A 24556-nucleotide genomic window follows, 5' to 3' on the forward strand; every position below is an offset into this window, starting at 1 on the left:
TTAGAGTGAGGTATAAAATGTTTTGAGATTCCCTGAAGCTTTTTCCAGATCAAGCTTTGCCTGATAAAAACTGAAGAGTGAATTGAGATAATTATTTTGTGATTCCTTGATCGAGTTTTGCGCCGTAAGCCATTCTGTGAGGTCTGTCACCCCTTTTCTGTATTGCAGATCAGTGGTTTTAAAGACAGATTCTGCCAGCTGGATATTGCGGCTGTCACTTTCCAGGTTCTGCCGTGCATTGTTTATCTTGGTCTTTGCATTTTCGTATTCCAGCTCATACTTGCCCTCATCAAGCTTTAAGTTTTCTGTGGCATTCAGGCTTTTATACTTTGCCTGATTGTACTGTGCGTTCCTCCTGAAAAAATCAAAAATGGGGATGCTCAGTTTAAGGCCTACGGCCGAGAAGGGGCTCAGATCTTTAAAAGCAGGCCCTATTGAATTGCCAAAACCCACCGCACCGTACCGGGCATAACCGGTAAGCTTGGGCATTGCGCCGGCTTTGATCCGTTTCTCATCTATATCCAACAGCCGGGCGTTGATCTCAGACAGCCGGTAATCTACGCGGTTTCCCACTACAAAGGGGCTTGCCAGATCATTGCTGTTTGTTGCATCAATATGAATGGCAACATCCTGCTGTGAAACACTGTCAACCGGCAGGGCCGAACTGATCGGATAACCCATTTCATATTTAAGCTGGTTTTGTGAAAGTGTGAGGTTGCTTTCGGCGATGCGGATCTGCGATATCGCATTGTTGTAATCCACTGTTACCTTGTCCAGATCTTTTTGCAGGGTCACCCCCTTTTCTACCTGCAGCTTAAAGATATTTACCTGTCCGCGGTATGTGCCCAGGTTTTCTTTTAGCAGCCGCAGCTGTTCGCGGTAAACGTAAATCTGGTAATAGGCATTGCCGATATTATAGATAATTGTTTCCTCGCTTTTGCGGATGTTTACTTCTGCCTGCTGTTTATTATACTTACTGGCTTTAAGCCCGGTTAAGAGCGATTGGTCATAAATGGTCTGATCCAGCTGTGCCTGTGCATTGCTGTTATATTTCTGGCTAAAGGCCACCCTGATGGGGTCTGGCCCGAACACCCCTCCGGGGATCACTGACTCCTGGACTTTCAGGTTGTTGTCTAAAGTTCCGGTCAGGCTAACCTTGGGCAGGTAATCAGCAAGGGCTTCCTTTGCTTTGGCATCAGCAGCTCTTTTTTCATTTTCGTAAACCGTACTGTTGCGGTTGTTCTTCAGCCCATATGCTATGCACGCTTTTAAATTCCACTGCTCCTGCGAAAACAGCTGAAAGGGAACAAAAAAGATAAAGGCTAATAGTATTTTTTTATTCATTACCCTGCTTCAAGTTCTTTACCGCAGGTCATACCAAGACACTAACGGAATAATTATTTAATTAATTATTCCAAAACTAGCGCGCTAAGGGTGTCAGATTTAAAGTTCAAGTATGAAATGGACAAAATGAAGAATGAAATGGACAAAAGTCACGGATTATGAAAGTTTCGCAAGCTTGATAGATAAGCGTCAGATTTAATCAGCTCCCAGCCCCGCCCTTATTTCTTTTAAATATCAGTTTGACGGGGATCATATTTCATAACCCCGGTTTTTCCAGGTTAAAGAAACCGGAGAACGGATATCATTGCTTAGCAATGTCATATAGTCTTGAAGGACGTACGCAGTAAACGAACATATTACTGATAAATTAAAACAACCAGCAGATCAAGAAAAATTGTATATTTCTGATCATGCAAACGCCAGACCATACTTACGGAGTTTTCATGCAATTCCTGACCGCACATTTCAACGCAGATGAGGAACAGTTAAAAACTATTTGCAGTAAATTCAGCCGTAAAACCGCCAAACGTAATGAGATTTTGCTTGCTTCAGGTGAGGTATGCAAGCATTTATATTTTGTCAATTCCGGTTGCCTACGCATTTATCTTTTAGACCTGAAAGGTAATGAATCTACCCGCTTCCTTGTTACGGAAGGTAAATTTGGCACTTCCTTTCCAAGTTACAGATTGCAGGAACCTTCTGTTGCTGCAATCCAAAGCCTGGAACTCTCGGATTTATTTTATATCAGCTATCACGATTTCCAGGCCCTGCTGGATGAAATTCCTGCCTGGGAGCATATTTACCGTATTGCTCTGGAACAAGAATATATTTCCTCGATCCAAAGAATTGAAAGCCTGATCTCCATGAATGCCACAATGCGTTATCAGGCCCTGATGGAAAGCAACCCTTCAATTATCCAAAGGTTTCCCTCCAAAATAATAGCCGATTATCTGGGGATTTCGCAGGAAACCCTTAGCCGGCTTAAATCTAAAAAGTGAATTATTTGACTTTTGTCAATAACGAATTTTGATAAAATGCCTTGCTTTGTATATAACCTTTGAAAATGCGATTCAACAACATTTTAATCCTATCGTTTTTGTTTCCGCTGTTCCTTTCAGCGCAAACCATTCAGCCTGTTATCGGCGAGAAAACATTCCGTTTTACGGATACTGTCCGTGAGCGGAAACTGACCACAGAAATATGGTATCCTACAAATGACACCCGGAAAGCTACCCTAAAACAAGATTATCCCTTTATTGCAGAACCCACGGTGAGGGATGCGGTTTATCCGTCGTCCAAGCATCCGCTTATACTTTTGTCGCATGGAACAGGTGGCAGCCGCATGACCTTGGAGTGGCTGGCAGGTGCACTGGTGAAAAAAGGTTTTATTGTAGCGGCAGTAGATCATTGGGGAAATACCTATGACAATAAAATCGCGATAGATTTTGTAACGCCATGGCAAAGGTCGCGTGATATCAGCTTTGTCCTTACCAAGTTATTAAAAGATACTTCCCTCAGCAAAATTATAGATCGCGACCGTATCGGAGCAGCAGGTTTTTCTATAGGTGGCTATACCGTACTTGCCCTTGCCGGTGCACAATTGGATTTAGATGCTTTAAATAAATTTTCCGACACTTCAGAGGGCATGCAGGAAGCTAATATCCCGGAGTTTCCCGGGTTACTCAAAACTGTAGATGAAGCAGCAGTATGGGAGTCGTTCAGGAAAAGTCCTCCATTAAAAGATAATCGTATCAAAGCATTTTTTGCGATGAGCCCCGCCATTGGACAGGGCTTCGTCAGCAGGAAACAGTTTACAGCGATAAACCGGCCGGTTTATATCGTTGGGGCACAAAGTGACAGCATAGCGCCGGTTAAAACCAATGCTGCACATTATCACCAGCTCATTCCAAAATCCCGTTTGTATATTTTAGGTGGCAAAGCAGGCCATTATGTATTTTTAAATGAAGCGATGCCTGAATTAAAGAAAACGGGCACGCCACTTTTTAATGATGACAAATCTGTAGACCGCCATGTTGCCCATGAATTAACCGGTGCTATGGCTGTAAAATTCTTTAAAGAGAGTTTAAAATAGCTGGCAGAACAAATTAACCGACTTTTCCCTGATCAGCAGAGCAATATTTGGAGCTGGCCATGGAATCGGGCATCCGCTGATAATAGGAACTCCTGATCTTATCAGATAATAAGATGACAATCATTAACAAGCTTTTAACTAGCTTTGTACATATAATTATGTTCGATATTTTCAGAAACTACATCACAGGTTATTCAGCTTTTACTGACAATGAATTCGCTTTGATCGCATCGGTTGTCCGTTTTAAGACAGTCAGGAAGCACCAGCATCTTTTGCAGGAAGGGGAAATTGCCCGTTATCATTACTTTGTTGCCAAAGGCTTGCTCCGAACCTATTCTATTGATAAAAAGGGAAACGAACTTATCTTACGTTTTGCCCGGGAAAATGGTTGGATCAGCGATTGTGAAAGCCTGTACATGGGCACTCCAAGTCAGTTTAATATCGATGCTATAGAAAACTCAGAGGTCATTTTATTTGAAAACAGTGCTAAGGAGTTATTGATGGAGCAGGTTCCTGCCTTCGGTAAAATGATCAATACCCTCAAAAACAAAAACACAGTTAATTTTCAAAACCGTCTGCACGAATCTCTCACCAGCAACGCCGAACAGAAATACCACAATTTCGTTGCCGGATATCCGGAACTTGCTTTGAGGGTGCCGCAACATATGGTAGCTTCTTATTTGGGGGTGCAGCCAGAAACACTGAGCCGCATCCGCAGCAAGCGGTAGTTTTTACATCAATTCATTAATTGACCTGATATCAATTTCTGCTGCTCCCCTTTCCTGCACCTTTGCTGATAAATAAAAGCAAAATCTATGTCAGGTAATATAAAAAACAATCTTGCGCCCTTAATGAAAGCCGTGCGCCTGCATCAATTCGGTGGGCCGGAAGTGCTTCTTTATGAGGATGCGCCTAAACCTTCGATGAAAGCAGGTGAAGTGTTAGTGAAAGTAATTGCAGTTGGTATTAATCCGCCGGACTGGTATCTGAGAGAAGGCATGAAAATGTTACCTCCTGAATGGAGGCCGGAGATCCCTTTGCCTACCATACCGGGAACAGATATATCCGGTATAATTGAGGCCGTAGCAGACGATGTAAAATCCTTTGTTGTTGGTGATGAGGTATATGGTATGATCCGTTTTCCAAGCTTTGGTGATAGCAGGGCCTATGCTCAATACGTATCTGCTCCGGTTGCTGATCTTGCCCTTAAGCCCAAAGAAACCGATCATTTGCATGCAGCAGCTGCGCCCATGGCTGCTTTAACAGCATGGCAGTTCCTGATCGAACGGGGACACAATGAGCCTAATCCGCTTCAGCCAGACCTTCACGTGCCGGTCCCGTTGGAAGGCAGGAAAGTGCTGATCAACGGCGCTGCCGGTGGCGTGGGACATTATGCTGTCCAGTTAGCCAAATGGAAGGGCGCTTACGTCATCGCAGTTGCTTCTGGCAAGCACGAGGAGATGCTTCGGGGTCTTGGGGCAGATGAATTTATAGATTATACTCAAACAGCCCCGGAAGATGTTATCAGTAACCTTGATCTTGTACTGGATACCCTTGGCGGCCCAACCACCGGGCGATTTCTGCGTACCTTAAAATCAGGGGGAGCTTTATTCCCGGTATTCCTGGGCTTTTCAGATCATGCGGAGGCTGCCGAGCGGGGGGTCACAGTCTCCAATTCTCAGGTCCGTTCCAATGGCAAACAGCTTGGCGAAATTGCGCAGCTTTTTGATACTGGCTTACTGCAGACAGTGATCGACAGTGTTTTTCCTTTGGAAGAGGCTTCCAAGGCACATGAAAGAGCGTCCCATGGCCATATACAGGGCAAGATCGTTTTAAAGGTCCCGCAAGATTAAAAAGATCAGGGCTTTATATAAAGCGCCCGGAGTTTTTCCTCTCCGGGCGTTAATCAACGAATTTGTGAAACCTATGCCTGGTTCTTTAATGCAGCTTCCCAGCCGATGATTGCATTCTTGCGAATTGCGCCCCAATGGTATTGACCGATTTCACCTGTCGATTTAATTACGCGGTGGCAGGGGATCAGGAAAGCGACCGGATTATTCCCTACTGCCGTGCCTACAGCTCTTGATGCGCCATTATAGCCCGCTTTTTGGGCAAGAGCTGAATAGGTAGTAAGCCCCCCAACAGGCACTTCGAGCAGTGTCTGCCAGATCTTGATCTGGAAATCCGTTCCTTTCAAATGCAGTTTGATCTTATCCAGTTTGCTCCAGTCCTGGCTAAAGATAAACAAGGCGTTTTGCTGAATAGAAGACACGATCTGGGCATATTTTGCATTCGGAAAGATACTTTTTAATTGTTCCAGCGCGGGTTCCTCGCCCTCATCGGCAAATGCCATATGGCAAATCCCTTTGTCTGTTGAGGCTACGATTACCTTTCCAAAAGGGGTATCTGCGAAACTGTAATTAATATTCAATAATGCACCGCCGTTTTTCCATTCACCAGGTGTCATGCCTTCCACTTTAATGAACAGGTCATGCAGTCTGCCAGTTCCGGACAAACCGGTTTCATAGGCAGTATCAAACAGGCTTGCACCTGTTGTCGCTATAATGTTTTTTGCATGTTCTACACTTAGATATTGCAGGAATTGCTTTGGTGTAACTCCCGCCCATTGCTGAAACATCCTTTGGAAGTGAAAGGGGCTCAGGTTTACATGTCCGGCCACGTCTTCCAGTTTAGGCTGGTTTTTAAAATTCTCTTTAAAAAAGCTGATCGCTTCGGCAACCCGCTTATAATCTAATTCTTGTTGAGTTTCCATGATTCTATTTTTTAATACGTTGATACAAAAATACTTCGCTTCCAGGCAGTATAAAACCCGATACTTGTGGTCTTTATGATAAGTATCCTGATGATTGTTTTTTTGTAAGCCGCCCATGAAATAGATCTCCCTGTCCCCTCTGCTATTCTCCGGCCTCCGGCGGCTGAGATTCTTAGTCTCTTTCCAATGCTTATATGCCTCCGGAAGGCAATGCGCACAGGGACGGTACCCGTTATGAACTGCTTCCTCCAGGTCTTTAAAAAAAACTCGGTTCTCTGCTTTCATCCGTTTACCAGATGAACAGCTCAGTAAGCCATAAATTTTGTCTTTTTTGTAACCACCCAGGGTAATAGCTCCCGAGCGGATCAGACTGCAGGCTTTTCTTTTTCGTTCTCCGGCAGTTTCTCCTAACTGTATATGCTGGTACATCGCCTGTTATGATTAATTAAGTCCGTCGTGAAAAATAATACCTAAGCTATGTCTTTTGCCGCTGTGAAGCGGACTCACCCCATGTTTCATATTCACCCGGTAATATCCCGAGCTGCCTTTTACCGGGCGAAAATTAGTGGTAAAAATGACCATGTCGCCCAGATCAGGCGTTAGTACATTTGCTTTGGATTGCGCGCGGGGTATTTGTTCTGTAATGACAAACTCGCCACCAGTGTAATCCTGGTTAATCTGGTCAAGCAGAAAAACCATTTGCATCGGAAAATAGACTTCCCCGTACAGGTCCTGATGTAAGGTATTAAAACCGCCTTCAGCGTACTTCAAAATCAGGACAGTAGGTTTTTCCTGTCCATGCTCCCCGCACAGCTTTTTCATTTCCCGATGGGTGGCCGGAAATTCCCTGTTCAGCTTTAGTTCCTTCATCCATTCATTAGCTATGGGAGCAATTTTTGCATACACCATTTCCCTTAGCCCATTGATCAATGCAGGCAGCGGATACTGAAAGTATTTATATTCCCCGAGGCCAAACCGGTACCGCTCCATACTGATGGTTTTTCGATAAGTATCTCCGGCGTTGTAACCGGTGATCAATTCATCGCATTCCTGTATCGACAATACATCCTTAATAATTACAAAACCCTTATCATGCAATTCCTTCGTGATTGCCTGCCAGTCTTTTGTTTCTAATCTTGTTTCTATATTTGTCATAATTTCTCTGCTAACGTAAGCCAAAATTAGCTCGTCAACAGTAGAGATTAAACCCGATTCTTGCGTAGTTAAACGGTTATGGGATGATCGGGAAAAGAGGAAGAAAACATAGGTTTCAAAAAAATACAAACCTACCTGAAAGTATCATTCAAAATCCTTTCAGATAGGTTTGAAGAGGTTAGGCTGGATAACTAACCAAATTCAGCCCGGATAATGCCGTTCCTAAATCAGTAACCGGCCCGGCTTGTTCTAAACTGCCAAGGTCTACAACCTTAAATCCCAATTGTGTTATCATTTTTCCAACGGTCTCGTTGGCGGATGGGTGATCACCTGAAATAAAGCTCACACGCTTGCCGCCGTTTACTGCGGGGTCTGCCTCAAGCCATCTTGCAAATAAACAATTAAATGCTTTAACGATTTTAGAATCCGGCAGCAGCTCAGCAACTACAATGCTCGCCGGCTTTGCAGATTTGTTTTCCTGCGGACGATTGCTTGCGTCTATGACGATTTTTCCCGCAAGCTGTTTCTTCAGCTTACTGACTACATCGGGTATTTGTTCCCATCTTACGGCTAAAATAACAACATCTGCATTACTGGCATCTTCATTTGTGCCAGCCAGTGCCAATGTTCCGAGTTCTTTGATAAAGGGTTGCAGTGATTCAACTCCCCTGGAATTGGAAAGAATAACAGGATACCCTGCATTTACTAATTTCTTTGCGAGCGCTTTGCCGATATGGCCCGCACCAATGATTCCTGTTTTCATAAGCTTCTTTGTTTGTTACAATTGATAGATTTAATATTCAACCATCTTTTTCGGGCTGATAACGGACACCTATTCAGTACCTGGGTTCATCTCAGACGCGTGCGCCAGTGCCTGTGTGTCTATATACTCCCTGATGTTTGTCAGTTTGCCATCCTGCACTGTGATCGCGAAGACCCAGTAGTCCTTAAACGGCTTACCCGTGGCTTTGATTTTCCCGGTAGCAATGCCGGTTACCATCACCCGGTCTTTCTGCCCCATGAATTCAGGAGGCACCAGATAGGTCATTTCCACCTCTTCAGAGGACTTCTTCAACACATCCGCTAGTCCCGCGTGACCACTATGCCTTCCGGCCAGCGGCCAGTTCTCACCGGGTATGATCCATTCAAAATCTTCGGCAACCAGTGCCAGCATGCCGTCCCTGTCGCCGCTGCCCATTGCCTCAAAAAAATCTTTTACAATCAGGACATTCTCAGCTGTTATACTGTCTTTCATTTTTATAGATTTAAAGATTGAGCGGTAAAGGTAGAGCAGCAAAGTTATTTTTAGTAACTTTGTACGATAAAAGAACAGTAACACAGAGATAACCAAGTAACTTTATGGGCTGTAAAATAGCAGAGTTTCAACAGGAACAAAAGAAAAGGATAAGATCGGTTCAGGATTCAATGGATGTCCTGAACGGCAAATGGAAGATTGCTATTATTTCCTCCATTTGCTGTTTCGGCACCAGGCGGTTTTCAGATATCCTGAATGATGTAGAGGGCATTTCCAACAGAATGCTAAGCAAAGAATTAAAGGAATTAGAAGTAAACCAGCTGATCACACGGACTGTTTTAGCTACACAACCTATAACCGTTCAGTATGAACTAACGGAACACGGCGATACACTTCAAACCATCATCAGCAATCTTACAGACTGGGGACAGGTACACCGGCAGAAAATAACAGGTAAATAAAGCTTATCCCAAAAAATCCAGTTCTTCATTTAATAGTGAAATATCTGCTGCTTTGATATTTTCTTCCAGGTGCAGGATGGACGTAGTTCCGGGAATTGGCAAAATCCAGGCTGACTGATGAAGCAACCAGGCGATGTTTAACTGCGCAATGGATACACCCTTACGGTCTGCCAGCTCTTTCATCCTGCTTTGCCCGGTTGGTACGGAGGTTTGGAGTGAAAAGAAAGGGATAAAAGGAATCTGATATTCATTGCACAAAGGGAGTACTTCCCCACCCTGAAATCCATAGGGACTGCCCGGATCAGTGACCCGCTGGGTATAGCTGTACATATTTTCTACACTGGCAATTCTTCCCATTTTCATTGCAGTGTTCAGCTGATCAGGGTTCGCATTACTCAATCCTACATGTAAAATCTTACCCTCTCTCTGCATCTCAAAAATTGTGGCTAAGCCTTCCTCATAATTACCGTGACTATTTGCTGCCTTTCCATAATGCACTAAAGAAAGTTGCTCCAACTTAAGTTCCCTAAGGTTATTTTCGATACTCGCTCTCAATTCTTCGGGCCTGCCGTAGGGCAGCCAACTCTTGTCCTCTCCGCGTTTCGTTCCAACTTTTGTAGCAATAATAAGGTCGGCAGGATAAGGGTAAAAGGCCTCTGCCAGCAGTTTATTGGTTACTCCGGGCCCATAAAAATCTGCGGTATCAAAAAAATTAACACCCAGTTCCAGGGCCCTTCTCAGCAGCTTTATAACACCATCACGATCTTGTGGTTCACCCCAAAAATTTTCACCGGTAAGACGCATGGTTCCGTAACCCGGGGTACGGGCAGTCAGGGGGGCTGGCGTACCTGCCCCTATAGTAATCACCTTGTTAGTCATATCTATTGATTAAATTGTTTTATCTGAAGGTATTGCATCTATCTTTCCGGAATGATTAATGATTGATTTCCTGTACAAAGACGGAGTGATCCCCATAAATCTTTTAAAGAACTTGCTGAAGTTTGACACGTCATAGTCCAGCCTGTACGCAACCATGCCGATAGGCAAAGTTGGATCAGCCAGCAGCTTTTTAGCTTCTAATAAGATTCTTTGTTCGTAATGATAGCAGGCATGATAACCCGTTTCCAATTTGATAACCTTGCTTAAATGAACGGGGTGCAGGGACATCATCTCAGCGATTTCCTTTATTTCATACATTTTATCTATTCTGCCCGCCATAAAGTCGTCCAGATGGCTCTGCAAAATATCTTTAAACTGAGCGAGAATTTCAGCTTTGCGCGAAATATATACATTTGGGATTTCTGCCATAATTATCTGTATTACTGCTGCAAAAGTATATAACAAGTATCATACAAAATGGTGAAGAATCAATTTCTTATATTACTTTTTGATTTTATAATCAAAATGCCTTTAAAAGTATAAGTTTCGCATTGAAATGTATAAGTTTCACGCTTATGCAAGTCTGAACTTTGTATGATAAAAAATTCAGAATATGGCAAAGACAGTATTAATTACGGGCGCGTCCTCCGGTTTCGGAAGAGAAGCCTCCAATGTATTTCAAAAAAATGGATGGAATGTAATAGCCACTATGCGTTCCCCGGAAAAAGAGACAAAACTTAATCAGCTGGAAAATATCCTGGTTGCCGCTCTTGATGTGCAGGATCCGAAATCAATCCAACATGCAATAACCGCTGGTGTAGAAAAATTTGGAACAATAGATGTACTGATAAACAGCGCGGGCTATGGCCTGATGGGTGTTTTTGAATCTGCTGAAGGCGGGCAAATTAAAAATTTGTTTGATGTCAATGTGTTTGGATTAATGGAGGTTACCAAACAAGTATTGCCATATTTTAGAGCAAATGGAGGTGGGACGATCATTAACATCTCCTCTATTGGCGGCGTTGTTGCTATGCCTTTCGCAAGTCCTTACATCAGTTCAAAGTTTGCTGTGGAGGGCTTGTCAGAATCGCTCTACCATGAACTTTCATCACTAAACATTCTGATTAAAATCATAGAGCCAGGGAGTATCGCCACTAATTTCAGCAATGGTGTAGAAATGATCAAAAATGACAAAGCTGTTTACGATCCGGTCATGGCTGCATCTTTTCCAAGTTATCAGAAGCTTACTGCGCATTTAGGGAAATCAACTGTTACAGATGTTGCGGATACTATTTACAGGGCGGCAACAGACGGAACTACGCAGTTACGTTATATTATCGGAGCTGATGCGCACTTCTTTATTGATAAAAAAGCAAAAGCTGCTGATCAGGAATTCGTCAACCGGATGCGCGAATACTTTATCCATTAATACCTACTAAAATTTATCTTTACTTATGCAGAATAATATCGTCGATATAAACTCTATTACTGAGTTACACGATTTCTACGGATATGGGAAACCTAAGCACCCTCTGATTTCGGTAGTTGATCTGAATAAAATAGACAGATCCAATTATCAGAAATATGCTTTAGGGACTTCCTACCGAATGGGATTTTATACTATATTCTGCAAAAAATTTAAAGGGAATCTAAAGTACGGTAAATCATATTACGATTTTAATGAGGGATCGCTGATATTTATAGCTCCCGATCAATTAGTGTCCAGCGATTCAGAAACTGATGCTGAAGAAGGCTGGGCGCTTTTCTTTCATCCTGATTTACTGAATACCTCGCCACTTGGCAGTAAAATGAATGACTATACATTTTTTCATTACGATACAAACGAAGCACTGCATCTCTCTGATGAGGAAAAAGGTATACTTAAAGATTGCCTGAAAAATATCGAACGGGAATATTCGCAGAACATCGATCACCATACCCATAGTCTCATTCAAAGTAATATTGAGTTGCTGCTCAATTATTGTGAGCGGTTTTATGGCAGGCAATTTATAACAAGGATCAAAGGCAGTAAAGATATTGTGCAGCGTTTTGAAAGCGCAATAAAATTATATTTTCAACAGGAAACACTAATAGAAAAAGGCATTCCGGATGTAAAATACTTTGCGAATGAACTATGCCTGTCTCCAAATTACCTTTCCGACCTGCTGAAACGCCATACCGGAAAAACAACACATGAGTATATCCATTTGCAACTTTTAGAAAAAGCCAAAATGCTGCTATGGAGTTCTGAGAAATCAGTAAGTGAGATCGCCTACGAATTAGGGTTTGGGCACCCCTCACATTTCAATAAAATTTTTAAAGGCAAACTAGGTCTCTCGCCCAAACAATACAGGATACAGAGGGCTATTCCAGGATAAAAAACAAATGAACAATAAGGACACTAAAAGGATTACCAGGCTAACAGCAATTCTTACTCAGCTGCAAACCAAAAGGATGATAACGTCCACAGCACTGGCTCAAAAATTTGATGTGAGCGTGAGAACGATTTATCGGGATATACGGGTTTTGGAACAGGCAGGCGTGCCAATATCTATGGAAGATGGAAAGGGATATTCGTTAATGGAAGGTTACAGAATTCCACCTGTTATGTTTACTGAAAATGAGGCAAATGCTTTAATTACCATAGAACAGGTCATGCTAAAAAACAGTGATATTTCACTTGTGAGGGCCTACAGTGATGCCGTCAGTAAAATAAAAGCTGTTTTAAAATATGCAACAAAAGATAGTGTTGACTTACTGGCAAACAGGATAGCTGTCAGTCCTGCGATTCCAAATATCAGTCCAAGTAATTCATTAACATTGATTCAGGAGGCACTAACAGCATTCAAGATCCTGGATATTACTTATTGGTCGCAACATAAAGACGAGAAAACCAATCGAAAAGTTGAACCCTTTGCGCTTTATTATACCTTACAGGAAAGCTGGGCCCTGATCGCTTATTGCCATTTAAGAAAGGACTACAGAATGTTCCGTTTAGACAGGATATTATCAGTTAGAAAGCTAGAAACAGATTTCATTCCCCACAAACTTACGCTCGCTTCCTATCTGAAAGAAAAAGAAAATAAATTTATGACCCCTGACACATAGCCGTCATCCGGCCGGACTATGTTTGTGGCATACGCTAAGAAATTTAAAATATAGGCCTCATGAATTTAGTATCATTAAGAATTATAAGCCCTGACATCAAACGTTTGGTTCAATTTTACGAAAAAGTCACCCACCTGTCTGCACAATGGTATACAGAAGATTTTGCAGAGATCAACTCCCCTGCCTGCACCTTGGCAATAGGAAGTACGCGTACGCTGGGTTTATTTGGAAAAGATTTAACGCATACAGGTAGCAGCAACAGCGTCATCATAGAATTTCATGTGGCAGATGTTGATGAACAATACGGAAAAATTAAAGATTTATTAAGCGAGATTATTCAGGAACCAACTACGATGCCCTGGGGAAATCGTTCATTGATGTTTCGTGATCCTGATGGTAATTTGATTAATTTTTTTAGCCCTGTCACTGCAGCTGCTATTAAAAAATTCAGTTAAGATTTTTTTAACAGCAGTCCGGTTCTGATCAATAGTTTTTGAGTATTAAAGGAATTACTGACAATCCAAAGTCGGATAAATCAGCTGGTTCAATAGCAGACCCTTCTTCGGATTGTTTGTCAGGCATCTGTTGAGGTTCAGTGCTGGTATTGAAAGCCAGTTTTTGATTGGTTAAGATATATTCGCGCAGTTCACTTTCATAATGACCAAATGCCGTTTGCAAATCTTCTTTATGCGCCGCCAGTTCACCAGCCAGTACATAAGCGCCCACCATAGCTACCGAAGTGCTCTGGCCCAGTGAAAGCGACACGCTGTAACCAGCATCACCAACTAATGCTATACACCCCTTAGACCATGAATCCATCACGGTTTGGTTTACGGAGTCGAAGTAAAAATTTGTTGAAACCAGCATCAGCTCTTTTATTTTTGCAATTTCGCCTCCAACATTTGCAGCCCTTTCAGCGATCATCAGTTTCTGTGCATCAATATCCCTGTAATCATACAACAAAGGCTCAATAGAACTGAATCCCAGATAAGTCCTTGCTTCACTTTCTTTTTCCTTCACTATACACACCGCTAGCGGAGTTCCTTTATGCTGAAAGATCATTTCCCAATGATCAAGTTCAAAATAATTGGGCATCGTAAAGATTGCGACATAATGTCCCAGATAACGTATAAATTCTTCATCCTGGCCAAACACGATCCGTCGCACATTTGAGCGTATTCCGTCCGCGCCAATTACTAGGTCAAAACGCCGGGGAGCAGAACGTTCAAATATAACATCAACGCCAGTCTCATCCTGCCTGAGCATTGCAATACTATCATTAAAAATATAGGTAGCCTGCTCTCCTACCGCCTTAAAGAGAACATTACAAAGATCATCACGCAATATCTCCACATCAGGGCTATCATGCCTCCCGCCAGTAAGTGTTTGCTCGTTGTTTCTATAAATCTCCTCCCCTGATACGGCGTCAACAATCGACATTCCCTTTAGCTTTGTACTGTTTTTACGAATTTCGCTCAACAATCCCATCCGCGCGGCTACTTCCAAAGCAGGCCCGCGTACATCAACTGCCTGCCCACCCGGCCGGATATGTGCTGCACGTTCAACAAGGGTAACATTAAACCCATATTTTGTAAGCCAAAATTCTGTGCTTAGCCCTGCGATACCTGCACCCGAAATAAGTACATTTTTTTGTTCCATTGAGTTCATTTTCAGACGATTTGCTATCCGGTACAAATGAACACCGTGCAATCAGGCTAAACAACGCTAATTAAAGGTAAGTATTGAATAGATCGAGGTTTTGATTCCGGAACGTCAACGCAGTCATCCCGGCGATCTTGGTAAACAACCGTGAAAACTGAGGGTAATCATCATATCCCAGTTCAAACGCGATCTCTTTTACAGATTTATCAGAATGATGGAGGAAGCGCTTTGCTTCTAAAATAACGCGTTGCTGGATGTGGTGCGAAACAGAATAGCCTGTTGTATTTTTCACACATTCGTTTAAATAAGGGATAGATAAATGCAATTTTTGAGCATACATCCCTGGCTTTTTTGCTATCCTGAAATCACGTTCCAATGCGAGTTTAAATGCTTTGGTAACAACTTCAAATCTTGAAAGCCGGTCTGCAGGCTTAAATTGTGCCAGATATTGTGAAGCTACTAATGAAACTAAAGTATTGCAACTGTCTTTTAGCAGGGAACGATGTAATTTTTCACGATGCCGTTCAGCAATTTTGATAGAAAGTGAGGCCGCATCGGAGAGAATAGAAAAAGTATCCTTATCCAAGGTTAAGGGCATTGCAGGAGTAATATTTTCCAGCAAAAGGAGATTTTCAGGATTTAAATTTTCATTTGTGATTGTCCAAAAAGTGACTGTCACATTCTCAAAAGACAATATCCGATGTACCTGACTGGGGTGAATGCAGATTACAGAAGATGGATTTATCGTATGCCTTTGAAAATCGATTTCAATGGATATAGTTCCTTCTTCCAGTAAAAAAAAAAGATGATAATTGTCACGGTGTGATTGCTCTGCCTGCGCTAAAATACACAGGTCTGCTTGTTCAAAACTATTAAAATCTTTAACCAAGGCTTTTTCAATACGAATACCTGAGCCAAACTCATCCGCCAGGGGATTTACAAGAATGGAGGCTGCCTTTTTACGCATTGTCTTTCAATTCGGAGATAAGGATAATTGAGAAGGGTTAAACAATAACATCTCCCTCATTAATGCTAAGTTCTGGCTTCAAAGATACCTGATGCTTTAGTTTGTGCCAAATAATTCATTAATGAAATGAAGTATTGGTTAAGAAGCCTTACCACTTTCAAGCGTGATTTTAATACTATTTATGGAGCCACCCCACAGCGTTGGCTAACAAAGAAACGCCTCAAACTGGCCCACTACCTGCTGTCGGAAAATGAACAAAAACCAGTTGAAGTATATCGGGAAGTACGATTTGAATCTGTCGCCTTTCTCTTTTGCCTTCAAAATAGCATTTTGGTTATGCCCCTAAAGAGATAAAATAAGTCTAGTTTTGATTCCGAAATTGTTTCGGGCTTATGCCGGTCTCTTTCTTAAACAAACGCGAAAAATAAGGCAGATTATCAAACCCAAGCGCATAAGCCGTCTCAGTGATGTTATTACTTGAACTTTTCAGCATATTTTTGGCTTCGGAGATTAAATAAGTATGGATCAGTTCCAATGCTGTTTTCCCAGTTTCCTGTTTAAGCAGGTCGCTGAGGTAGTGAGCTGAAATATTGAGCTGCTCAGCCATAAACTTAACAGAAGGAAAACCATTTTCGTGAAGTGAGCCACTTTCCGAGTAACTGGCCAGCAGTTGATCAAATCTCGAAACTGTCTTTCCGGTGAGTTCTTTTCTGTTCAGAAATTGTCTTTTGTAATAACGCTGAGAATACTTAAGGATAGAATTGATATGTCCGATCATGATCTCCCGGCTATATTCATCCTGATTATTCAGATATTCTAACTTAATTTTGTCATGAATTTCCCATATAACTTTTTCTTCCTGAGGAGAAAGGTGCAAAGCCTCGTTCACGTCATAATCAAAGAAACTATATTTTTTGATCTCATGGTGAAGTGGATTACCGAGTAAAAAGTCTTCATGAAAGAAAAGCAGGAAGTCGTCCTCTTCAAATTTCAGATCCTGAAATGCAACAACCTGCCCCGGTTTTACATAAGACATGGAACCACTCTGATGATCGTACTTAGTCTTACCATAGCTGAAGATACCTGACTGAAGTTTTTTTAAGCCAATCATGTAAAAATCTGTAGTAAATTTATGAGTACCTGAACTGCATTGTCCGCCACATTTTACAAGGCTAATCAAAGGATTTTCTGGCAATGCAAAGCCAGTAGCCTGATGCAGTTCGCTTACGGTCTTGAAATGTTTCATAATCATCAGAAAGTTGTTAAATCTACGCCTATTCGGGCGTAGATTATGTCAGTTAAATTTAAACTTACAGCGATGGTCTATGCACCGTGTGCAGCAGCTGATATCTCTTTCCATTCTTCCCATGTAGCTAGCTTCTGTTCGTAAACATATTTAATCCAGGGGTAAGCCATATTCCCCAGGAATAACCTCAGTGGAGGATTTTCGCTGTCCACCAGCTTAAGCAGTGCAGCTGATGTTGCTGCAGGGTCACCATAATCACTTGGTTTTGCATTATTTTGAAAAGCACTGTGAACACCGGCATATTCGTCCATTGGTGTACTATGCGAAGATGAAGCTCCGGCCCAGTCTGTAGAAAAACCATTTGGCTCAAGCAGGGTTACTTTGATACCAAATCCTGCAACTTCCGCAGCAAGCGACTCGCTCAATCCTTCCACTGCAAATTTTGAAGCACTATAGATGCCCAGGGTAGGAACTGCTGTAAGCCCCAGGGCACTGGATAATTGTATGATATGACCATGTCCCTGATTTCTCATAATGGGAAGAATTGCCTGCGTTGCCCAAAGCAAGCCAAAAATATTTGTTTCAATCTGTTGCCTTGCTTCTTCTTCAGTTGCCTCTTCAATAGCACCAAATAATCCGAATCCTGCATTGTTAATTAAGATATCAATACTACCCAAAGCAGCATTTGCATACTTTATTGCTTCAAAAGTTGAATTTCTATTGGTCACATCCAATTGGATCGGAACAACCAATTCACCAAATTCGCTTACCAGATCATCTAAATCTGATAGCCTTCTGGCTGTCGCAGCTACTTTATCCCCACGTTCTAAAAATGTTTTTGCCCAGAGTTTTCCAAAACCCCTTGATGCTCCTGTTATTAAAATTGTCTTTGTCATTTTTTAAATTTGATACAGCAAAGCTAGAGCGGCAAGCTGTTTGAGATTTATACAAAAACGGGGATTACTGATACAAAACGGGGATTTACAGCAGATCATCAAGCTAGCCACCACCTTATACCATTTGACTACAAAAAATACCAATTCAGATACATTTCAACGGACGGCTAACGAGAATTTTGCAAGGAAATTTAAGCCAGTGCAAAAATGGAAAATGTAACACTAAACAATGGAGTAAAAATGCCGCTGCTTGGCTTTGGCACTTACTTGCTTCGGGACGGTTTGGAGTGTGAGCAGGCTGTGCTCAATGCTTTAAATACCGGCTACAGACTTATAGACACAGCTGCAGTATACTATAATGAAGAATCGGTAGGCAGAGCGATTAAAAAAAGTAATGTCAAACGGGAACAAATCTTTGTAACCACAAAATTTTTGCCAGCGGATAATGGGTACAAAAAAGCCTTTGAAGCATCTCTAAAAAAAATGGGGCTTGATTATATTGATTTATACTTGATTCACCTTCCGCAGGGAGACATAAATTCTTCCTGGACCGCAATGGAAGAATTATACAGAGAAGGTAAAGTAAGGGCGATAGGCGTAAGTAATTTTAATATAAATCAGATTCAGAATTTACTTGAGCAGCATAGTGTGATCCCGGCGGTCAATCAGGTAGAAACTCATCCGTTTTCCCAAAAAACAGAAATGCAGAAAGATTTGAAATCTCAGGGCATACAGTTGGAGTCCTGGGCACCCTTTGCTCAGGGTAAAAATAATCTCTTTAAGAATGAACTTTTAAAAGTGCTTTCGAGCAAATACAATAAGAGCATTGCCCAGGTGGTTCTACGGTGGTTAATTCAAAAAGAGGTAGTTGCTATTCCAAAATCAGCAAATGTAAAAAGGATCAATGAAAACTTCAATGTATTTGATTTTGAGTTGTCTGCCGATGATATGGCAACTATCAAATCATTAGATAAAGGGAGCGGATTAATTTATAGTGTTTAAAAATCTGACTACAACACTTACCAGTTCAACTACTTTTTATAGAAGGACAATCTGGAATTTTGTACCAGAAATTTATTCAGTATCAGGTACAAATCAACAAAATTATGCAAAAAAGAAAATTAGGAAACAGCGGACTGGAAGTTTCCGCATTGGGCTTTGGCTGTATGGGTTTAAACTTTTTGGATGGCAAAGGCCTTGATAAAAAAGATGCCATAACACTACTACGCAGCGCAGTTGGAAGGGGTATTACATTTTTTGATACCGCAGAAGCCTATGGGCCTTACACCAATGAAGAACTTGTTGGCGAAGGATTAAGGCCTTACAGAAAAGAGGTGATTATAGCAACAAAATTTGGTTGTAAAGATGCAAGGCCAGCAACAGGTTTAGACAGCAGGCCCGAAACTATCAGAGCAGTAACCGAAGCATCTTTGAAAAGATTAAATACAGATTACATTGATCTGCTTTATCAGCACAGAGTTGACCCCAATGTGCCAATAGAAGATGTTGCGGGAACAGTTAAAGACTTGATACAGGAAGGTAAAGTAAAATATTTTGGCTTGTCGGAAGCCAGTGCAAAAACTATCCGCAAGGCACATTCTGTTCAACCTGTTACAGCATTACAAAGTGAATACTCTTTGTTTTGGCGCGAACCTGAAACTGAGATCATACCAACATTAGAGGAGCTAGGAATTGGTTTCGTTCCCTTCAGTCCTTTGGGCAAAGGATTCCTCACGGGTACAATAAATTCAAAATTAGCGGATGTAGACCGCAGAAATGTCATTCCCCGTTTCAGCGAAGAGAACATCAAAGCCAATCTGATTCTGGTGGACGCACTTTCTGAGATCGCTGAACAAAAAAATATTACAACCGGACAATTGGCACTGGCTTGGATCTTAGCGCAAAAGCCCTGGATAGCACCAATACCAGGGACTACAAAATTGCATCGTTTAGAAGAAAACATTCGCAGTACAGATATTGTACTAACAGCTGATGAACTTGCAAAGATCAACACAACAGTGAATGGAATCACACTTGTGGGCGAGCGCTATCCCGAAGTTTTAGAAAAACAAATAGATAGATAATTAAGGCTGTGTGTGCAAGAAAAGTATGGGCTTGCACACACAACCTTACACAGCGGCTGAAAAAAGTATGTCCTTCAAAACAAAGTGATTACATTTATAACCAAAAAAAATGCACGGTCAATCCAACATAAATCATATCAAAAGTATATCGCAGCTTGTACGGGTATTGGGACTTCCTGCGCCTCTGCACCCATTGATTGCATTGGTTGATTATACTAATGTTTCAATTGATATGTTCCCAAAAGGGCAAAAAACAAGTTTAGATTTTTACAAAATCTCCTTTAAGCCTACATTTATAGGACAAATAAAATACGGACAGGGATATTACGATTTTGAAGAAGGCGGATTGGCATTTTTGAAGCCAAAACAAATCGTCCTTCCACCAGAAAACATAGAAAGCTATGAAGGTATTGCTTTGTATTTCCATCCGGACTTCATACGAAACTATCCATTAGGAAATACAATAAATCAATATGGCTTTTTCTCTTACGACGTCGCAGAAGCCTTGTTTTTATCGGCAAAAGAAAAAGAAATTACAACCAATCTATTTGCTACAATAGCCACTGAATTAGCCAACAATATTGACAGTTTCAGCCAGGATGTTTTGGTGTCTCAAATAGAATTGTTGTTGAATTACAGCAATCGTTTTTATAACAGGCAATTTATTACGAGAAAAACAGTTAATCATGACATTATAACTTCTTTGGACAAACTTTTATACAACTATTTTGAAGAAGAAAACAGTCTGAAAAACGGTTTGCCATCCGTGAAGTATGTCAGCGCAGAATTAAAGTTATCGCAACGCTATTTGAGTGACATGTTGAGTTCACTGACAGGGCTAAATACACAACAATACATTCAGAATGCAATCATAGAAAAAGCCAAAGAAAAATTATCCGCAACAAATCTATCTGTTTCAGAAATCGCTTATGAATTGGGCTTTGAACATTCACAATCGTTCAGCAAACTTTTCAAGACAAAAACGAACGTTTCGCCTCTGGAGTTCAGACAGTCGTTTAATTAAAATATCTATAAAGAAGAAGAATTGACAAAACAAGCAACTGTTGCAAAAAATGCAATAGTTCAAATAGAAGCTAATAGACACGTAGAAAAGATTATTGAATATTATAACCTTGATGTGATCATTTCTGTTGGTTACCGAGTGACGTGATTGCAACCTGATCAACACCAATAATTAGAACCAAAAAGTACCTCATACCGCACATGGCAATATCAGCCTTGATTTATACTCGTTGGTGCATATCCAAATTGTTTCTTAAACGCGCGGGAAAAATGCGATAAGTTTTCAAATCCAACCTCGTAATAGACGTTTATCGGTTTGAGGTGATTTTCTGAAATGTAGTAATGAGCCAGCTCCAAACGTTTTTGCGTTAGCCACCGTTGCGGGCTGAGGTGGAAAGCTTTTTCGAAATCCCGTTTAAAAGTGGTTAAGCTTCTACCTGTAAGAGCACTGAACTTTACTAATGGAATGTTAAAAATGTAATTTTTCTCCATAAAATCTGCCAGATTAATCCTGCCTGGTTCCGTGAAATCCGACAGAATATTATCCACATCCTTATTTATATTTCTCAATATTTCAACTGCTTCATTAATTTTCAGAGTCAGTATTTTCTGCGGTAACTGCTTATCAAGATCGAAATATGGTACCACAGAAGAGAAAAAGCTTTCCAGTAAAACATTCTTATCCAGGGGCACGATCCCAACAGTGTGCGCTTGCAACTGATCGTATTGATTCTTCGTATAGTACTCCCTCAACTGAGCAGAAGCCAGCCTGATGACGATGGATTTATACGCTCTGCCATCCTTTGCTGTTTTGACCAGCGTTGATAATTGGTTGCGTGGAAAAAGTAGTGTATCACCTGCATTAAAGATGAAAGTTTTATTAGCCTGTATAACTTTTAGCTCACCTGAAACTACTCGTACAAGCGCGTGATCGTCAAGTACTTTCTCAGCCCGATACTGATGATCTTCACTACAGGACAGAACCATTTCTGCATACTTATTTTCACGTTTTACGGCCATAGTACAAAGCTAATAATTATAAAAGTCAGGCTCGGTATCCCCTGAATCCACGGTAACAATTGTTAAGACAGGTTCAAAGTAACTCCGCTCATCTCCTCACTTATTGTCCAAAGCTTTTGAGCTGATTCTTTTTCCAGGGCATAGGGCATTACACCCTTGATACTTTCAACATTTTTGCGCCAGTCAACAGTTGGATCAAAGTTGGAATCTAATACTGCAATATCGGTATTTTCGCAATATACCCCACCAATATCATTCAATTGAGGGCTTACTGCGCACCAGATCTGTGTTGAAATTCCTTGTTGAACGGTTTTAGCACCAGGAACTGCTTTTAAAAAAGGTTTCCCATCTGCATCCAGCATACCCAGCTTTTTCATATCCTCCAGGCTGCGTGAACGTGCCAGACCAGTACTTTGAACAACTCCTGGATGGATCGAATAAGAACGAACGCCGAATGACTTTGCCCGCTCATCCAGTTCCAGGGCAAATAATACGTTTGCCGTTTTAGCCTGGCCATATGATCTCATCGTTTCATATTCCCGGTGATCAAAATTGATGTCTTCAAAGTTCACTGGCGCATTATGATGTCCCCAGGAAGAGGTGTTCAATACTCTTGCACCCTCAGCCTGCTTTAATGCCGGCCACAATCGGGCTGTCAGATGGAAATGTCCCAAATGATTGGTTGAGAACTGACTCTCGTAGCCCCTTGCATCGCGTTGCAGCGGTACCCACATAATTCCTGCATTATTGAACAGCAAGTGCAAAGGCCTTGCAGAAGCGATAAACTTCGCGGCAAAATTTTCAATAGATCCCGGATCAGTCAACTCTAAAGATTCCAGCTCCACATTAGGGATACCTTCCAAATTTTGTGCAGCCTTTTCAATGTCACGTGCTGCAACGATCACTGTTGCACCGGCTGCGACCAGCACTTTAGTGGTCTCTAGTCCTAAGCCCGAGTGTCCGCCAGTTACGATGGCGATCTTACCTTTCAGGTCTATACCTTTTATAACTTCATCTGCAGTGGTATTCCTGTCGAATCCGGAGTTGATGGGTAGTTGTATTTTCCCATCATAGTTATTTTTATATTTTTCCATTGTCTTGTTAGATTTTCATCAAAGGTCGATTTTGGATATTGATTTAGTTTTGCTCAAACGTCGTATTTTGCTTTGCTCAAAAGTTCATTCATTGCAATTGCTAAACAATCATGGTTTTTATCAATGCCTTAAGCCTTACTTCTTTCTCCTGCGCAGCGCCCACTCCTTCCACCCTGAACTCGCCAACTACTTCAAAACCGATCAGTTCAAGAACTGCTTTGAGGTATGGTGTAGCAAAATCAAAAGATTTTAGGGCGGGATCACTGAAATCCCAGCCGGCCGAAAAAGCGATATATGCTTTCTTATTTTTAAATATCCCGACAGCACCATTTTCAGAAAAACCGAAAGTGACACCAGCTCTTACGACGTGGTCGAGATAGGCCTTTAAGGCTGATGGGATGCCATAATTGTGCATCGGGGCACTGATAACAAGTATGTCGGCTGCAAGTAACTGTCTGATGGCCTGATCTGACCTGTGCACTGCCTGGGCTTGGTCTGGTGTCAATTCATGAGCAGGAATATGATAGCTTTCCCACTGTAAGGCACTGAAATGAGGAAATGGATCCGAAACCAAATCCAGCTCCTGAACGCTAACTTCGCTCTGCTGCTGCATCCTGATTTTATCAATGATCGCTTTTCCAAGTCTTGTGGTTATGGAGTTTAGTACTTTGTGGCTGGACGCAATGTGGAGAATATTGATCAGCATCTGTTCTTTTTTCACAAAAGTAGATGCAGAATAATTGCTACTTTTTGCTTAAACGTCCTGATTCTTTTTGCTCAAACGTCCGTCGGGTATTTTTTAAATCAATAACGCTATCAACCGATCAGGTCAATTCGCGTTATCGATTAGGGTATTAATTACGCTCCAGCTTTGATGATAGTTTCATTGGTTGCCATTGCAACGTAGTTTGAAGTATCAAAAAATGTAGGCTCATCGGGATGGACCTTTGTCAGATAATTTTCTGAATTGAAGAAACTGTTGAAATCATCAAACGAGTCAAATGAGATTTCTACTAGCGCATCGTACAAAGGCTTAGGAAAACCTTCAGCTACTATAGGGTGGTTAACTACATACTTTCTAACGTAAAGTTCTACCTCAGGGATAGAACAGAATAACGGAGCGTGGTGATTTTTGTGATAATCCACAAATTCTTCAGTGCTTAGGTGCGGTAGTTTGTTTACTAAAAATGTAAATTTGATCATCGTCTTTATTTATAATTTGAGACAAACTTATTTCATTACATACAATGCCGCAAGTACGCACAAATTTGTGCTTATTTGCTTTGACAATTGATTGACTGAGCGATGTACAAAAAGAAAATTCCTATCAGGATGGATTGTGGCCTGCACGTATTTAAGGAACTTTTGAATGGAAAGTGGAAACTGATGCTGATCTATTACATGGAATTGCAACAATAAAGTAGACATTTAGTTAAGCGGCAATATTTTGTTTATTTAAATTTCTACCAAATTCTTCCGGGGACAGATATCCCAGTG

General features: G+C 41.4%; 28 protein-coding genes. 13 read left to right on the plus strand and 15 right to left on the minus strand.

The window, feature by feature from the left end:
• Window positions 1-1344: a TolC family protein gene (locus FN831_RS21095; RefSeq protein ID WP_142530174.1), complete on the minus strand. Its 1344-nt coding sequence runs from the start codon at window positions 1342-1344 to the stop codon at window positions 1-3.
• A gap of 410 nt (window positions 1345-1754) precedes the next feature.
• Here FN831_RS21095 and FN831_RS21100 point away from each other — a divergent pair, with 410 nt between their 5' ends.
• The 4 genes from FN831_RS21100 to FN831_RS21115 all read left to right on the plus strand — a co-directional run bounded on the left by FN831_RS21100 (window position 1755) and on the right by FN831_RS21115 (window position 5289).
• Window positions 1755-2342, plus strand: a complete 588-nt coding sequence (locus tag FN831_RS21100; RefSeq protein ID WP_142530175.1) for a Crp/Fnr family transcriptional regulator — start codon at window positions 1755-1757, stop codon at window positions 2340-2342.
• Between the two features lie 65 nt (window positions 2343-2407).
• Window positions 2408-3436: an alpha/beta hydrolase family protein gene (locus FN831_RS21105; protein WP_142530176.1), complete on the plus strand. Its 1029-nt coding sequence runs from the start codon at window positions 2408-2410 to the stop codon at window positions 3434-3436.
• 158 nt (window positions 3437-3594) lie between these two features.
• Complete coding sequence (locus FN831_RS21110; protein WP_185960565.1) at window positions 3595-4164, plus strand: Crp/Fnr family transcriptional regulator; 570 nt, start codon at window positions 3595-3597, stop codon at window positions 4162-4164.
• Between the two features lie 87 nt (window positions 4165-4251).
• Complete coding sequence (locus tag FN831_RS21115; RefSeq protein WP_142530178.1) at window positions 4252-5289, plus strand: NADP-dependent oxidoreductase; 1038 nt, start codon at window positions 4252-4254, stop codon at window positions 5287-5289.
• A gap of 71 nt (window positions 5290-5360) precedes the next feature.
• Here the strand turns inward: FN831_RS21115 and FN831_RS21120 are convergent, their stop codons facing one another.
• The 4 genes from FN831_RS21120 to FN831_RS21135 all read right to left on the minus strand — a co-directional run bounded on the left by FN831_RS21120 (window position 5361) and on the right by FN831_RS21135 (window position 8619).
• Complete coding sequence (locus FN831_RS21120; protein WP_142530179.1) at window positions 5361-6638, minus strand: methylated-DNA--[protein]-cysteine S-methyltransferase; 1278 nt, start codon at window positions 6636-6638, stop codon at window positions 5361-5363.
• A 12-nt stretch (window positions 6639-6650) separates the two neighbouring features.
• Window positions 6651-7364, minus strand: coding sequence for a 2OG-Fe(II) oxygenase (locus tag FN831_RS21125; protein WP_142530180.1), 714 nt, complete (start codon window positions 7362-7364; stop codon window positions 6651-6653).
• Between the two features lie 178 nt (window positions 7365-7542).
• Window positions 7543-8127, minus strand: a complete 585-nt coding sequence (locus FN831_RS21130; RefSeq protein ID WP_142530181.1) for an NADPH-dependent F420 reductase — start codon at window positions 8125-8127, stop codon at window positions 7543-7545.
• Between the two features lie 69 nt (window positions 8128-8196).
• Window positions 8197-8619: a nuclear transport factor 2 family protein gene (locus FN831_RS21135; RefSeq protein ID WP_142530182.1), complete on the minus strand. Its 423-nt coding sequence runs from the start codon at window positions 8617-8619 to the stop codon at window positions 8197-8199.
• 104 nt (window positions 8620-8723) lie between these two features.
• Between FN831_RS21135 and FN831_RS21140 the strand changes: the two genes are divergently transcribed.
• Window positions 8724-9080, plus strand: a complete 357-nt coding sequence (locus tag FN831_RS21140; RefSeq protein WP_142530183.1) for a winged helix-turn-helix transcriptional regulator — start codon at window positions 8724-8726, stop codon at window positions 9078-9080.
• Window positions 9081-9083: 3 nt separating this feature from the next.
• Here the strand turns inward: FN831_RS21140 and FN831_RS21145 are convergent, their stop codons facing one another.
• Together FN831_RS21145 and FN831_RS21150 are read right to left on the minus strand one after the other, a co-directional pair.
• Entirely contained in the window at window positions 9084-9959 is an 876-nt protein-coding gene (locus FN831_RS21145) for an aldo/keto reductase (protein WP_142530184.1), read from the minus strand.
• Window positions 9960-9968: 9 nt separating this feature from the next.
• Window positions 9969-10388, minus strand: a complete 420-nt coding sequence (locus FN831_RS21150; RefSeq protein WP_221931375.1) for a helix-turn-helix domain-containing protein — start codon at window positions 10386-10388, stop codon at window positions 9969-9971.
• Between the two features lie 184 nt (window positions 10389-10572).
• Between FN831_RS21150 and FN831_RS21155 the strand changes: the two genes are divergently transcribed.
• Genes FN831_RS21155 through FN831_RS21170 form a run of 4 tightly spaced genes read left to right on the plus strand, consistent with a single transcriptional unit; the run spans window position 10573 to window position 13522 of the window.
• Window positions 10573-11388, plus strand: coding sequence for an SDR family oxidoreductase (locus FN831_RS21155; protein WP_142530185.1), 816 nt, complete (start codon window positions 10573-10575; stop codon window positions 11386-11388).
• 25 nt (window positions 11389-11413) lie between these two features.
• Window positions 11414-12337: a helix-turn-helix domain-containing protein gene (locus FN831_RS21160; RefSeq protein WP_142530186.1), complete on the plus strand. Its 924-nt coding sequence runs from the start codon at window positions 11414-11416 to the stop codon at window positions 12335-12337.
• Between the two features lie 7 nt (window positions 12338-12344).
• Window positions 12345-13067 (plus strand): helix-turn-helix transcriptional regulator, encoded by a 723-nt coding sequence (locus FN831_RS21165; RefSeq protein WP_142530187.1) that lies wholly within the window; start codon window positions 12345-12347, stop codon window positions 13065-13067.
• Between the two features lie 59 nt (window positions 13068-13126).
• Window positions 13127-13522: a VOC family protein gene (locus FN831_RS21170; RefSeq protein ID WP_142530188.1), complete on the plus strand. Its 396-nt coding sequence runs from the start codon at window positions 13127-13129 to the stop codon at window positions 13520-13522.
• A 28-nt stretch (window positions 13523-13550) separates the two neighbouring features.
• On the opposite strand, the gene FN831_RS21175 is transcribed toward FN831_RS21170, so the two are convergent.
• The 4 genes from FN831_RS21175 to FN831_RS21195 form a co-directional block, all read right to left on the minus strand.
• Window positions 13551-14726 carry an FAD-dependent monooxygenase gene (locus FN831_RS21175; RefSeq protein ID WP_246101670.1) on the minus strand — a complete coding sequence of 392 codons (1176 nt, stop codon included), beginning with the start codon at window positions 14724-14726 and terminating at the stop codon, window positions 13551-13553.
• A gap of 70 nt (window positions 14727-14796) precedes the next feature.
• Window positions 14797-15696, minus strand: a complete 900-nt coding sequence (locus FN831_RS21180; protein ID WP_142530190.1) for an AraC family transcriptional regulator — start codon at window positions 15694-15696, stop codon at window positions 14797-14799.
• A 361-nt stretch (window positions 15697-16057) separates the two neighbouring features.
• The gene (locus FN831_RS21190; RefSeq protein WP_142530191.1) at window positions 16058-16942 is read right to left on the minus strand and encodes a helix-turn-helix domain-containing protein; all 885 of its coding nucleotides are present in this window, start codon (window positions 16940-16942) and stop codon (window positions 16058-16060) included.
• 77 nt (window positions 16943-17019) lie between these two features.
• A complete protein-coding gene (locus FN831_RS21195; protein ID WP_142530192.1) occupies window positions 17020-17838 on the minus strand; it encodes an SDR family NAD(P)-dependent oxidoreductase in 819 nt (272 codons plus the stop codon).
• A 207-nt stretch (window positions 17839-18045) separates the two neighbouring features.
• Here FN831_RS21195 and FN831_RS21200 point away from each other — a divergent pair, with 207 nt between their 5' ends.
• From FN831_RS21200 to rhuM, 4 genes are all read left to right on the plus strand, one after another.
• Complete coding sequence (locus FN831_RS21200; RefSeq protein ID WP_142530193.1) at window positions 18046-18840, plus strand: aldo/keto reductase; 795 nt, start codon at window positions 18046-18048, stop codon at window positions 18838-18840.
• Between the two features lie 104 nt (window positions 18841-18944).
• A complete protein-coding gene (locus FN831_RS21205; protein ID WP_142530194.1) occupies window positions 18945-19922 on the plus strand; it encodes an aldo/keto reductase in 978 nt (325 codons plus the stop codon).
• Between the two features lie 109 nt (window positions 19923-20031).
• Window positions 20032-20946, plus strand: a complete 915-nt coding sequence (locus FN831_RS21210) for a helix-turn-helix domain-containing protein (RefSeq protein WP_142530195.1) — start codon at window positions 20032-20034, stop codon at window positions 20944-20946.
• A gap of 21 nt (window positions 20947-20967) precedes the next feature.
• Window positions 20968-21093 carry a RhuM family protein gene (gene rhuM / locus FN831_RS28475; protein ID WP_221931376.1) on the plus strand — a complete coding sequence of 42 codons (126 nt, stop codon included), beginning with the start codon at window positions 20968-20970 and terminating at the stop codon, window positions 21091-21093.
• A 62-nt stretch (window positions 21094-21155) separates the two neighbouring features.
• On the opposite strand, the gene FN831_RS21220 is transcribed toward rhuM, so the two are convergent.
• From FN831_RS21220 to FN831_RS21235, 4 genes are all read right to left on the minus strand, one after another.
• Window positions 21156-21965: a helix-turn-helix domain-containing protein gene (locus FN831_RS21220; protein WP_142530196.1), complete on the minus strand. Its 810-nt coding sequence runs from the start codon at window positions 21963-21965 to the stop codon at window positions 21156-21158.
• 62 nt (window positions 21966-22027) lie between these two features.
• A complete protein-coding gene (locus tag FN831_RS21225; RefSeq protein WP_142530197.1) occupies window positions 22028-23059 on the minus strand; it encodes an SDR family NAD(P)-dependent oxidoreductase in 1032 nt (343 codons plus the stop codon).
• Between the two features lie 100 nt (window positions 23060-23159).
• Entirely contained in the window at window positions 23160-23780 is a 621-nt protein-coding gene (locus FN831_RS21230; RefSeq protein WP_142530198.1) for an FMN-dependent NADH-azoreductase, read from the minus strand.
• Window positions 23781-23917: 137 nt separating this feature from the next.
• Complete coding sequence (locus FN831_RS21235) at window positions 23918-24262, minus strand: EthD domain-containing protein (RefSeq protein ID WP_142530199.1); 345 nt, start codon at window positions 24260-24262, stop codon at window positions 23918-23920.
• Between the last annotated feature and the right edge of the window lie 294 nt (window positions 24263-24556).

This window comes from Pedobacter westerhofensis, assembly GCF_900182595.1.
Lineage (GTDB): Bacteria > Bacteroidota > Bacteroidia > Sphingobacteriales > Sphingobacteriaceae > Pedobacter > Pedobacter westerhofensis.